Here is a 12,391-nt window from a genome sequence, read left to right as displayed (position 1 = left end):
TTCAGCCAACCCCGCGCGAGCGGAGGCGGTCAAGCCCACCACCGGCGAGCGGCGGCTGGATCCGGAACTGCCCGGCCACCAGCAACACCACGATCACGAGCGCGCAGACGATCCACCCGGCCACGCCCAGCGGGCCGGCGAGCGCAAGGTCGGGTGCGCCGGCCGCGAAGAGCAGGACCATACCGCCTGCGGCGTTCAGGGCGCCGTGGGCGATCACGGCCGGCCACACCGACCCCGAGCGCAGACGCAGCCATCCCAGCAGCACTCCCCACATCACGCATCCGACGACCATGCTCAGCACGCCGGTGAGGTCGGTGCGGCCGAAGTTGTAGCCGAGCAGGATGACGGGCGTGTGCCAGACGCCCCAGATCGCGCCGCTGAGCAGCAGCGCAGGCCACGTACCGAGCGGACGCAGCGCTGGCAGCAGCCACCCGCGCCAGCCCAGCTCCTCGCCGAACGCGAAGAGACTGTTCACCAGCGCCCCCACCGGGATTGCCGCCAGTTGGGCACCGATGAGTAGCCCGATCGGCGGCATCGGCGTGCCGGCCGGCAGCACCTGTTCCAGCTGCCTGGCCAGGGCGGATGCTCCGGGGTCGATGATCACCCAGCCCAAGAGCCAGGCCACGAGCACGCTCGCCGCCACGATCACCGGCGGCACCAGCCACCCGGCGACCATCAGCCAGACCACGCGTCGTGCCGGGCGCAACGGCCACAGCCCCAGACCGCGGAGCCGGTCGCCGCGAGCGGGCGTGCGCCACAACCCGAGCACCACGAGCACGGCCAGCGCAGGGGTGAGCATCATGGCCGGTAACAACAGCGGCGCCAGCGGATGGGCGAGCCCATCGCCGAGCCAGAGCGGCAGACACACCAGCCAGGCCAGAACACAGGCCAGCACGGTGAAACCGGCAACGGCGCCCCAGGGCACCCGTCCGCTGGGCCTTCCGAAACCACCGTCCATGCTCACTCCTCTCGGCCGCGCTCCACGTCGCCTCGTTCCGCCGTGCGCCCGATCAGGGCGGCGAGCACGGCAGCCGCGTCGCCTGCCCCCTCGACGGTCGCCACGTATACCCGCCCGTCGTCGGCCGTCACCTGCAGGGCTTCCCCGGCGCGCAGCACGGCGCCCCGCCGGCCGTCCAGACCGATTCGCCACCCCCAGCCACCGAACTCTGCGAGCGGGGAGATGTGCACCGCGCGCGCATCGGCGATCCGAGCGAGCGGCAGCGAGACGCCGGGCCAGCCGAGCACCGAGCGCAGCACGAAACCGCCCGGTCCCACCCGGACACGGAATGTCAGCGTGGCCGCCATCGCGAGCGCAATCAGCACCGCGGTCACCGCCACCGGCCACCACGCGCCCACACCGGCCAGCAGCAGCGCCACGGCCGTCACCACCAGCACACCCAGCGTGAAGGCCAGCACGATCACACCGGCCCGACCGACCGTCGCGGTGCCGACCCACGCCACACGATCGCCCGAGCGCAGGGCGATCGGCCGCACGGTCTCAGCGCCGTCACCTAGCGAGGGCAGCACGCGCACTGATGGCTGCACGAACCAGGCCGCGGCGCCCGCCACCAGCGCCCCGCCGAACGCCACGCCCACCACGGGCAGCACGTCGGGAGCATCCGCGGCGTCGGTGAGCCCCCGCTGAATCCACAGCGACCCGGGGAAGGCGACAGCGAAGAACGCCGAGAGCCCGGCCGCGACGGCACCGAGGAACCGACCGGTGACGCCCCAGCTGTCACGCGACGAGGCGAGGACGGAGAGGGACAGTACGACCGGCAGAGCGAGCCCGACTCCGAGCAGCATCCAGACATACGCCCACGGCGTCGCGAAACCGTCGGCGCCCGACGTGCCCCAGTGCGTCGCAGCAGGGTCGGGCACGAGCGGGAGAAGGCCCAGCACGATGACGAGCGCCACGACCGACAGCACGACGGGCACGAGCACCCCGACGAGCAGGAAGGCGCGGCGGGCACGCCGAAGATCGGAGGTCATGAGGTCTCCTTCACGAGGGCCGCGAGGGCTGCGGGTGAGAGGCCAAGGCCGGCTGCGCGGCGGACGAGGTCTGCGACCTCGGCGCGGAGGGCGACGAGGGGCGCGGCGGCGACGGTGACGACCGCACCGCGGCCTCGGCGCAGATCGATGAGCCCCTCGTCGCGCAGCTGCTGGTAGGCGCGCAGCACGGTGTGCACGTTGATCTCCAGCGCCGCGGCGATCTCCTTGGCGGGGGGAAGCCGGTCACCGGGCACCAAAGAGCCGCCGGCGAGCTCGGCGCGCACGGCGCCGGCGACCTGCTCGAAGAGCGGCCGACTGCTCTCGGTGTCGATCTTGATCAGCATCGCTCCCCTTTCTCATAAAACTCTAGTTCAACTAGAACTATTGTCAACACCCTCACATCGAATCGCGCCGCCGTGCCGGGATCCGACATTCTGAGGCCATGCGCATCACCCCTCGCCGCCTCGCCGTGGGCATGAGTCTGTGGTTCCCGAACCTGTTCAGCGGTATCCGCGTCCGTCGTTTCAGCGACGACTGGACCCACGCGACGGTCGAACTGCACGTCAACCTGCTCACGCACAATTACGTCAAAACCGCCTTCGGCGGATCAATGTCGGCGATGACCGACCCCTACTTCTTCATGCTGGTGATGCATCAGCTCGGCCGTGACTACGTCGTGTGGGACACCCGTGGCGAGATCGAGTTCCTCAAGCCCGGCCGCGGCGTGCTCACGGCTGAATTCGAGGTGTCGAAGGAGCACGCCGACGACATCCGCCGCCGCGCGCACGGCGGCGAGAAGGTGCTCGAGTGGTTCGAGACGGTCATCACCGACCGCGAGGGTGACGTCGTCGCCAAGGTGCGCCGCGAAGTCTACGTGCGTGAGAAGCAGCGCGTGACGGCCGCGCGCGACGGCGTCCGTTAACCTCGGGATGCGACGATAGCGGGATGCCGCTCGCCCGCCGCCTGTCCCTCGCCGATGCCGTCGCCATCGGGCTCGGCTCGATGATCGGTGCCGGTGTGTTCGCGGTCTGGTCACCCGCACTCGGCGCCGCCGGCTCGGGCATCCTGCTCGCACTCGCCGTCGCCGCGCTCGTGGCCTTCTGCAATGCCACCTCCTCGGCGCAGCTCGCCGCCGTGCATCCGGTCGCCGGTGGCACCTACGCATACGCCCGTGCCGAGATCGGCCCGTGGTCGGGCTTCATCGCCGGCTGGTGCTTCGTGATCGGCAAGATCGCCAGCTGCGCGGCGATGGCGATGACCTTCGCCGCCTATGCGGCGCCCGCCGGTTGGCGCGTTCCGGTGGCCGTCCTTGCCGTGGCGGCGCTCGCGACCGTGAACTGTTTCGGCGTGACTCGCACGGCGCTGCTCACCCGCATCCTCGTGGTGTGTTCGCTGCTGGGGCTGGCCGTGGTCGTGGCCGCCGGTTTCACGGCGGCGCCCGCCGCCGCGCCCGCGCCGCTGGCGGACGCCACCGTGTACGGGGTGCTGCAGGGCGCCGGTCTGCTCTTCTTCGCCTTCGCCGGTTACGCGCGCATCGCGACCATGGGCGAAGAGGTCACCGACCCGTCGCGCACCATCCCCCGCGCGATCGTGCTGGCCCTCTCCGGCGCCGTCATCGTGTACGCGCTGGTCGCGGTCGTCGTCGTGCTCACCCTGGGCGCGGATGCGGTCGGCACGGCTCGCCCGCTGGCCGACGTCGTCGCCGCAGCCGGGTGGGAACCGCTCGCCCCCGTCGTGCAGGTCGCGGCGGCCGCCGCATCCCTGGGCGCGCTGCTGGCACTGCTGACCGGCATCGGGCGCACCACGCTGGCCATGGCTCGCGAGGGCGATGTGCCGCGCCTGCTGGCCGTGATCGACGAACGCTGGCAGGTGCCGCGCCGCGCCGAGATCCTCATCGCCGCGATCGTCATCGCCATCGTGCTGGTGGCCGACCTGCGCGGAGCGATCGGATTCTCGTCATTCGGCGTGCTGTTGTACTACCTGATCGCGAACGTCGCGGCCTTCCGGCAGCGGCAGGGTCGCCGCTATCCGAAGGCGCTGCAGGTCGTCGGCGCGATCGGGTGCGTGACGCTCGTGAGCACGCTCCCGCCGCTCGCCGCAGCGATCGGCCTGGGTGTCGTGCTTGTCGGTGTGGTCTACCGGATGGTACGCCGGGCGATCAGCCCAGCGGCTTGACCTCGGCGGAGCCGATCACGTCGCCGGCGCGCACGGTCACGAAGCCGGTGTAGCCGTCGGCCGCCGCACGCTCGAGCAGCCCCTTGAGGTTCTTCGTGCGGCGCTCCAGCCGCACCCGAGCCCCGGTCGACACCAGCGCCGCCTTGTGCGCCAGCAACTCGGCGACGGGCACGTCGGCGTCATGGATGAGCGCGATCGCCGGTGCGGCATCCGCCTCGCGCTCGGCGACGAGGTCGACGATGCGCTCGAAACCGATCGAGAAGCCGACGGCGGGCACCTGCTGGCCGAGGAAGCGGCCGATCATGCCGTCATAGCGGCCGCCACCGCCCAGCGAATAGCCGACGGACGGGTGCGCGAGCTCGAAGATCGTGCCGGTGTAGTAGCCCATGCCGCGCACGAGGAACGGGTCGAACACGAGGGGCACACTCCCCCGTGCCGCCTCGACAGCAGCACCCAGGCCGACCAGGTCGGCGACCACGTCGTCGGGCGCCCCCTCCGGCAGGGCCGCGCGGATCTGCGCCTCACCGTACGTGCCATGCTCGGCCTGCGGGCGGGCGAGGAAGCCGGCGAAGGCATCGACAGCGGTGGCCGTGGCGCCGCGCTCGCGCAGTTCGGCGGCGACGCCCTCGGCACCGATCTTGTCGAGCTTGTCGATCGTGATGAGCACACCGGGGCGCTCATCCTGCGTGAAACCGAATGAGCCGAGCATCCAGTCCAGCGCGCGGCGGTCGTTCACCCGGATCGTGCCGCCCTCGAGGCCGAGCGCGTCGAGCGTGTCGAGTGAGGCGACCATGAGCTCGGCCTCGGCACGTGCCGAGTCGTCGCCGATGATGTCGATATCGCACTGCACGAACTGGCGGTAACGCCCCTTCTGCGGGCGTTCGGCGCGCCACACCGGGCCGATCTGGATGGAACGGAACACTCCGGGCAGCTGACCACGGTTGGTCGCGTAGAAGCGGGCAAGCGGCACCGTCAGGTCGTAGCGGAGTCCGAGGTCGGACAGCGCCGCGGGGTCGTCGGCAGCCTCACGGATGCCGTCGGCGTCGAGACCGCGGCGCAGGATGTTGAACGAGAGCTTCTCATTGTCGCCGCCGATGCCGGCATGCAGCCGGTCGTACTCCTCGACCACCGGGGTCTCGATCTCGTCGAAGCCGTGCGCCCGGTAGCGGTCACGGATGACGGCGAGCACGCGCTCGCGACGCGTCTTGTCAGCGGGGAGGAAGTCGCGCATCCCGCGCGGAGGATTGACCGTTGCCACGGTTCCATCTTTCCAGGTCGCGCGCCGGCGCTTCGACAAGCTCAGCGACCCACAGGGCCCCGGTCCCTGAGCGAGCGCAGCGAGACGAAGGGCAGCGACCCACGGGGCCCGGTCCCTGAGCGAGCGCAGCGAGACGAAGGGCAGCGACCCACGCGGTCGGTCCCTGAGCGAGCGCAGCGAGACGAAGGGCGCGAACCACGGGGCCCCGGTCCCTGAGCGAGCGGAGCGAGACGAAGGGCCTCACTCCGCGGCGCGCACCTCGGCCTCCAGCGCGCGCAGACGCTCACGCAGCGCACGTTCGGCATCCCAGCCCTCCGCCCGCGCCTGCGCGACGAGGGCGAGCAGCGCGTCGCCGAGCTCGGCCTCCGACGCCGCGACGGGCGGCGCCTCGCCAGCGGTGACGCCGACGGAGGCTGCCCGGCCGAGCACCTTCTGCGCCCGAGCCAGCGCCGGCATCCCTGAGGGCACGCCGTCGAGCACGCTGGAGCGCTCCCGCTTCTCCGCAGCCTTCGCCGCGTTCCAGTGCACCAGCACCTCTTCGGGGGTTGTTGCCACAGCGTCCGCGAACACGTGCGGATGCCGACGCACCATCTTCTCGGTCAGCGCGCGGGCGACGTCATCGATGTCGAACGGGTCGTCGGGATGCTGCGCGGCCACGGCCGAATGGAACAGCACCTGCCAGAGCAGGTCCCCGAGTTCCTCTTGCAGCTCCGCCCGCGACCCGGCCTCGACCGCGTCGATGACCTCGTGCGATTCCTCGATCAGATACGGCACGAGGTCGCGGTGCGTGATCTGCTGTGACCAGACGCAGCGCTCGCGCACCAGCCGCATGGTCTCGGCGGCATCGCGCAGCGGGTCGGTCACGGCGTCGCTCACTCGACGGCCGCGGAGAGCCGGCGATAGTGCCGGGCGCGCAGCGAGACGATGACGCCCGAGAGCACGAGGGCCAGGAGCGATCCGGCGAGCACACCGAGGATCGCCTCGTCGCGCAGCAGCTTGTCGGAGGCGAACGCGAGATTCGCCAGCAGCAGCGACACCGTGAACCCGATACCACCCAGCGCGCCGGCGGCCAGCAGATCGGGCGTCTCGAGTGTGGGCTTGGTGCCGCGCGGGCGGATCTGCATGGCGATCCAGCCGAACAAACCGATGCCGAGGATCTTGCCGACGGGCAGCGCGATGAGGATGCCCCAGAAGGCCGGCGACAGTTCGCTCGGCGAGACGCCGGGGATCACGACGAAGGCCGCGACGAAGGCGAACACCGGCAGGATGAAGCCGTTCACCGTGGGCTCGAGGCCATGGCGCACCCGCTCAGCGGGCACCGGCGCCATGATGAGGCCGAGCATCACACCCGCGATCGTGGCGTGCACGCCCGAAGCGGCCACAAGCCCCCACACGACCACGCCGACGATGCCCATCGTCACGGCGATGCCGGCGTGACCGGTGGCGTGCAGCCAGCGGCTGAGCAGACCGAACACGACCACGCCGAGCACGCCGAGTCCGAAGAAGATCCAGTTCACGTCGTGCGCGAAGAGTGCGGCGATGAAGATGATGCCGATGATGTCATCGAGGATCGCCAGCGCCAGCAGGAACACCCGCACGGCCGAGGGCAGGCCCTTGCCGAACATGGCCAGCACGCCCAGCGCGAAGGCGATGTCGGTGGCGGTGGGGATCGGCCAGCCGGATGCCGTGGTCTCGCCGCCCGCGATCAGCAGGTACACGGCGATCGGCACGATCACGCCGCCAGCGGCGGCGATCGCGGGCTGGAGAGCCTTGCGCGGGCTGTTCAGCTCGCCGTGAGTGAGTTCGTGCCGCAGCTCGATCGCGACCACGAGGAAGAAGATGGCCAGCAGGCCGTCCGACACCCAGTGTGCGACCGAGAGGTCGAGGCTGGTGCCGGGAACCGCGATGTGCGCATCAAGCACACCTGCGATCGCATCGTGGGTGGGCAGATTGGCCAACAGGAGGCCCAGAGCCGCTGCAAGGAGCAGCAGCATGGCCGGGAACTGCTGACCGCGGAGGGGGTTCGCCGAGATACGCATCCCCTCCATGCTACCGAGGCGTCATTTGGTCAGGGCATTGGGCAGGTCCGGTCTACTGTCGAACCATGTCCCCCGAGCTCACGAACACCGAAGCCATCCGGGTCATCACCCGATTCGAAGCATCCGACGGCATTCCCGAGGCGATGCGCGCCGACGTGCGCATGCTGGGCGGACTGCTCGGTCAGGTGCTGCGCGAGTCGGGCACGCCCGGCCTCTTCGAAGACGTCGAACGTCTGCGCCTCGCGACCATCCAGGCTTTCGACGAAGAGACCGACGACGCCTTCCAGCGCGCGGCGGCGATCGCCGAGTCGTTCACCATCGAGCGGGCAGACGAGGTCGCACGCGCCTTCACCTGCTACTTCCACCTCGTCAACCTCGCCGAGGAGCACCAGCGCGTGCGGGTGCTGCGGGAGCGCGCCGGTCAGCCGGGGCGAGAGGATGCCGTCGACACCGTCGCCACCGCCTACGCCCAGCTGCGCCGCGAGGTCGGCGATGACGAGGCTCGCCGCCGCCTGAACGGCCTGCGGTTCCAGCCCGTGTTCACCGCGCACCCCACCGAGGCACGTCGCCGGGCGGTGTCATCCAGCATCCGCCGCCTGTCGGAACTGCTCACGCAGCACGACGCGGCGAGCGCCGACGGGTCCGAGGAGCGCCGCGCGCTGCGCCGGATGCTCGAAGAGGTCGACACGCTCTGGCGCACGGCGCCGCTGCGCCAGCAGAAGCCCACGCCGACCGACGAGGTGCGCACCGTGATGGGCGTGTTCGACGAGACGCTGTTCACCACCGTGCCCCACGTGTACCGCCGCATCGACGATGCCCTGCAGGGTGACGCGGCCGGCTCGGTCGCCCCGGTCGTGCCCGCGTTCGTGCGCATCGGCTCCTGGGTCGGCGGTGACCGCGACGGCAACCCGTTCGTGACGGCATCCGTCACCCGCGAGGCCGCCGCGATCGCCTCGGATCACGTGCTGCGCGGTCTGGAGCGGGCGATCGAACGCATCGGCCGCACGCTCACGCTCGACGCGGACGACACCCCGCCCAGTGCCGAGCTCGTGGAGCGGTGGGAGTCGTTCGTCGAGGCCGCCCCAGAGCTCGCCGGCGAGATCGCCGCCCGCTCCCCCGAGGAGCCCCACCGCCAGGTGCTGCTCTTCCTCGTCCACCGCGTGCACGCCACGCGCACCGGCGGCGACGACGCGTACGCGGCCCCCGAGGAACTGCTCGCCGACCTTCGCACCGTGCAGGACTCGCTCGTGGCCGCGGGCGCCGCCCGGCACGGTTTCGGCGGCATCCAGCACCTGATCTGGCAGGTCGAGACGTACGGCTTCCACCTCACCGAACTCGAGGTGCGTCAGCACTCCAAGGTGCACGCGCAGGCGTTGGCCGAGCTCGACGCCGGCGGTGAGCGCAGCGCACAGACCGACGAAGTGCTCGAGGTGTTCCGGGCGATCGCCGACATCCAGCGACGCTACGGGCTGCGTGCGGCCGGCCGGTATGTCGTGTCATTCACCCAGTCTGCTCAAGACCTGCGCAACGTGTACCGACTGGCCACGTATGCGCTCGGCGACGACGCCCCGGTGCTCGATGTCGTTCCGCTATTCGAGACGTTCGCCGACCTGCAGGCGGCGCCGGGGATCCTCGCCGAGACGGTGACGTTCCCCGAGGTCGCGGCGCGGATGGCCCAGACCGGCAATCGCCTGGAGGTCATGCTCGGCTACTCCGACTCCTCGAAGGATGTCGGGCCGGTGGCGGCCAACCTCGCCCTGTACGAGGCCCAGCGGCTGATCGCGCAGTGGGCGCAGGAGTCGGGCATCGAGCTCACCCTGTTCCACGGTCGTGGCGGCGCCCTGGGTCGCGGTGGCGGGCCGGCCAACTCGGCCATCCTCGCCCAGCCCCCGCATTCCGTCGACGGGCGTTTCAAGCTCACCGAGCAGGGCGAGGTCATCTTCGCCCGCTATGGCGAGCCGGCGATCGCGATGCGTCACATCGATCAGGTCGCCGCCGCGACGCTGCTCGCGTCGTCGCCGACGGTGGAAGAGCGCAACAGCGGCGCGGCCGAGCGGTTCGCCGAGGTGGCGCGGGTGATGGATGCCGCATCCCGCGACCGCTTCTTCTCGCTCGTCGGGGCACCGGGCTTCGCGCCCTGGTTCGCCACGGTCACCCCGCTGGAAGAGATCGGGCTGCTCGCGCTGGGCTCCCGCCCGGCCCGCCGCGGACTCTCGGTGGAGTCGCTGGAAGACCTGCGGGCGATCCCGTGGGTGTTCGCGTGGACACAGGCGCGGATCAACCTCGCCGGCTGGTTCGGTCTCGGCACGGCGCTGGATGCCGTGGGCGATGAGGCGCTGCTGCGCCAGGCGTATCAGGAGTGGCCGCTGCTGCACACCCTGGTGGACAATGTCGCGATGAGCCTGGCGAAGACCGATGAGCGCATCGCGCGCCAGTACCTGGCGCTCGGCGACCGCGACGATCTCGCCCAGCTCGTGCTCGACGAACTGGAGCTGACCCGTTCGTGGGTGATCCGCCTCACCGGCGGCGACCGCCTGCTCGAGAACAAGCCGGTGTTGCAGCGGGCCGTGCAGTTGCGCAGCCCGTACGTGGATGCGCTGTCGCTGCTGCAGTTGCGCGCCCTGCGCGCGCTCCGCCAGGCGGACGCCGCCGACCAGGACCTCCCGACCGATCCGGAGCTGCAGCGACTGCTGCTGCTGTCGGTCAGCGGCGTCGCCGCCGGTCTGCAGAACACCGGCTGATCCCAGCCGCCACTCCCCTTCATCCCTTCTCGAGAAAGTGTTCACGTGACCGAGACCACCGCAGCCTTCCGCCCGCTTCCCGCCGCCGTCCAGCCCGTGTTCGAGACGGTACTCGCACGCAGCCCGCACGAGCCGGAGTTCCAGCAGGCCGTGCACGAGGTGCTGGGCTCGATCGCTCCGGTTCTCGAACGCAACCCGGAGTATGTCGACGGCGGCATCCTGGAGCGACTGGTCGAACCGGAGCGGCAGATCCTGTTCCGGGTGCCGTGGGTCGATGACGCCGGGCGCCTGCAGGTGAACCGGGGGTACCGCATCCAGTTCTCTTCGGTGCTCGGCCCGTACAAGGGCGGTCTGCGGTTCCACCCGTCGGTGAACCTGTCGATCATCAAGTTCCTCGGGTTCGAGCAGATCTTCAAGAACGCGCTCACCGGTCAGGGCATCGGCGGCGGTAAGGGCGGATCGGACTTCGACCCGCACGGCCGCTCGGATGCCGAGATCATGCGGTTCTGCCAGTCGTTCATGAACGAGCTCTACCGGCACCTCGGCGAGCACACCGACGTTCCCGCTGGCGACATCGGCGTGGGCGGGCGCGAGATCGGCTACCTGTTCGGCCAGTACCGCAAGATCACCAACCGCCACGAGTCGGGCATGTTCACCGGTAAGGGCACCGGCTGGGGTGGCGCAGAGGTGCGTACCGAGGCCACCGGCTACGGCGCCGTCTTCTTCGCCGAGGAGATGCTCGGCGTGCACGGCGACTCGCTCGCCGGCAAGCGGGTGAGCGTGTCGGGCTCGGGCAACGTGGCGATCTACGCCATCCAGAAGGCGACCCAGCTCGGCGCGACGGCGGTGACGGCATCGGATTCGTCCGGGTACGTGGTCGACGATGCGGGGATCGACCTCGACCTGCTCCGCCAGCTCAAAGAGGTCGAGCGCGCGCGGATCGTCGAATACGCCCGCCGCAGGCCGAGCGCCCGCTTCGTCGAGGGCGGCAGCGTGTGGGAAGTGCCAGTCGACATCGCGGTGCCGTCGGCGACGCAGAACGAACTGAGCGCGGCGGATGCCGAGGCGCTGATCTCGAACGGCGTGCGCGCCGTGTCGGAGGGCGCGAACATGCCGACCGTGCCGGATGCCGTGGATGCCTTCCAACGTGCCGGTGTGCTGTTCGCACCGGGCAAGGCGGCGAACGCCGGCGGCGTGGCGACCTCGGCGCTGGAGATGAGCCAGAACGCCTCGCGTCAGCGCTGGAGCTTCGGCGACAGCGAGAACAAGCTGCGCGAGATCATGGGCGACATCCATGCCGCCGCGTTCGAGGCCGCCGAGCGTCACGACACCCCGGGAGACTACGTCGCCGGCGCGAACATCGCCGGCTTCGAGCGGGTCGCGGGCGCGATGCTCGCGCAGGGCGTGATCTGAGCAGATCCCGCCCTGCGGTGGCTATTCGATGACGGGACGATCGTCGGCGTGACGCGCCAACGAGCTGCCATAGCGTTCGGTGAGCTGCACCATCAGGTCGGGGGTGTCGCGGTCGACACCGAACACGTGGCCGGGGAAGTCGAGCTCGGGCTGGGCGGCGGCGATCTCGTCGGCCCGATCGGGCGAGAACAGCTGCACCGGGTCGCCGGTGGCGACCCACCCGATCGGCACGACGGTGCCCTCGGGGACGACGGCGCGTCGCTGGACGATGGCGTTCACGCGCACCTCACAGCGCGCTCCCACCCTGGCGCCGTTGAACACCCGCGCACCGGAGGCGAAGAAGACCTCTTCGCCGACGGTCGCGCCGGCGATGCTGGCGAGGGTGCCGACGAGCGTGTGATCGCCGATGTGCACGGCGTTGGCCGCGGTGGCACGGATGAGCGCGTTCTCCATCACGATCACATGCTCGCCGAGGGTGATCGGGCCGCCCTCGGCGGTGACCACGGCTCCGTGCAGCACCTGGCAGTGCGGGCCGATCTCGACATCGCCCGAGATCACGGCGGTGGGAGCGACGACGGCGGTGTCATGGACGCGGGGCTTCGACCCCAGGTGCTCGTACAACATGCCGCCAGACTAGCGACGGCCCCTGCCGCGCACCACGGATGCCGGCGCGCTTCGCGCGGGAATGTGCGCTTCGCGCGGACGGATTTCGGCATCAGCTCCGCACGAAGCGCACATCTCCGCATCTGACGCCCGCTAAGCTCGCCCTCATGAAG

Annotated in this window: 11 protein-coding genes; 4 read left to right on the top strand and 7 right to left on the bottom strand. The window is 70.6% G+C overall.

The features are described 5' to 3' along the window. Window position 1 precedes the first annotated feature (1 nt). Genes WDU93_RS04530 through WDU93_RS04520 form a run of 3 tightly spaced genes read right to left on the bottom strand, consistent with a single transcriptional unit; the run spans window position 2 to window position 2,333 of the window. A complete protein-coding gene (locus tag WDU93_RS04530; protein ID WP_337317996.1) occupies window positions 2-958 on the bottom strand; it encodes a CPBP family intramembrane glutamic endopeptidase in 957 nt (318 codons plus the stop codon). A 2-nt stretch (window positions 959-960) separates the two neighbouring features. Next, the gene (locus WDU93_RS04525) at window positions 961-1,989 is read right to left on the bottom strand and encodes a DUF1648 domain-containing protein (RefSeq protein WP_337317993.1); all 1,029 of its coding nucleotides are present in this window, start codon (window positions 1,987-1,989) and stop codon (window positions 961-963) included. Next, window positions 1,986-2,333: a GntR family transcriptional regulator gene (locus tag WDU93_RS04520; protein ID WP_337317991.1), complete on the bottom strand. Its 348-nt coding sequence runs from the start codon at window positions 2,331-2,333 to the stop codon at window positions 1,986-1,988. Before WDU93_RS04520 ends, WDU93_RS04525 begins: the two co-directional genes overlap by 4 nt. Before the next feature lie 98 nt (window positions 2,334-2,431). Here WDU93_RS04520 and WDU93_RS04515 point away from each other — a divergent pair, with 98 nt between their 5' ends. Both WDU93_RS04515 and WDU93_RS04510 read left to right on the top strand, forming a co-directional pair. Further along, window positions 2,432-2,911 carry a PaaI family thioesterase gene (locus WDU93_RS04515; protein WP_337317989.1) on the top strand — a complete coding sequence of 160 codons (480 nt, stop codon included), beginning with the start codon at window positions 2,432-2,434 and terminating at the stop codon, window positions 2,909-2,911. A 23-nt stretch (window positions 2,912-2,934) separates the two neighbouring features. Next, on the top strand, window positions 2,935-4,164 hold the full coding sequence (locus WDU93_RS04510) for an APC family permease (RefSeq protein WP_337317987.1): 1,230 nt from the start codon (window positions 2,935-2,937) through the stop codon (window positions 4,162-4,164). Here WDU93_RS04510 and hisS read toward each other — a convergent pair. From hisS to WDU93_RS04495, 3 genes are all read right to left on the bottom strand, one after another. Next, entirely contained in the window at window positions 4,148-5,395 is a 1,248-nt protein-coding gene (gene hisS / locus WDU93_RS04505; RefSeq protein WP_337318095.1) for a histidine--tRNA ligase, read from the bottom strand. The genes WDU93_RS04510 and hisS overlap by 17 nt on opposite strands. A gap of 267 nt (window positions 5,396-5,662) precedes the next feature. Further along, complete coding sequence (locus WDU93_RS04500; RefSeq protein WP_337318092.1) at window positions 5,663-6,253, bottom strand: nucleoside triphosphate pyrophosphohydrolase; 591 nt, start codon at window positions 6,251-6,253, stop codon at window positions 5,663-5,665. A 41-nt stretch (window positions 6,254-6,294) separates the two neighbouring features. Further along, the gene (locus WDU93_RS04495) at window positions 6,295-7,461 is read right to left on the bottom strand and encodes a Na+/H+ antiporter NhaA (protein WP_337317985.1); all 1,167 of its coding nucleotides are present in this window, start codon (window positions 7,459-7,461) and stop codon (window positions 6,295-6,297) included. A 65-nt stretch (window positions 7,462-7,526) separates the two neighbouring features. Here WDU93_RS04495 and WDU93_RS04490 point away from each other — a divergent pair, with 65 nt between their 5' ends. Further along, window positions 7,527-10,202 (top strand): phosphoenolpyruvate carboxylase, encoded by a 2,676-nt coding sequence (locus WDU93_RS04490; protein ID WP_337317983.1) that lies wholly within the window; start codon window positions 7,527-7,529, stop codon window positions 10,200-10,202. Window positions 10,203-10,247: 45 nt separating this feature from the next. Next, complete coding sequence (gdhA, locus tag WDU93_RS04485; protein ID WP_337317981.1) at window positions 10,248-11,615, top strand: NADP-specific glutamate dehydrogenase; 1,368 nt, start codon at window positions 10,248-10,250, stop codon at window positions 11,613-11,615. Between the two features lie 21 nt (window positions 11,616-11,636). Here gdhA and WDU93_RS04480 read toward each other — a convergent pair whose 3' ends face one another. Next, window positions 11,637-12,239: a gamma carbonic anhydrase family protein gene (locus WDU93_RS04480; protein WP_337317978.1), complete on the bottom strand. Its 603-nt coding sequence runs from the start codon at window positions 12,237-12,239 to the stop codon at window positions 11,637-11,639. Window positions 12,240-12,391: the final 152 nt, after the last annotated feature.

Origin of the sequence: Microbacterium istanbulense (assembly GCF_037204145.1) — a bacterium.
Taxonomy (GTDB): Bacteria; Actinomycetota; Actinomycetes; order Actinomycetales; family Microbacteriaceae; genus Microbacterium; species Microbacterium istanbulense.
This window is presented reverse-complemented; position numbering and strand designations above follow the sequence as displayed.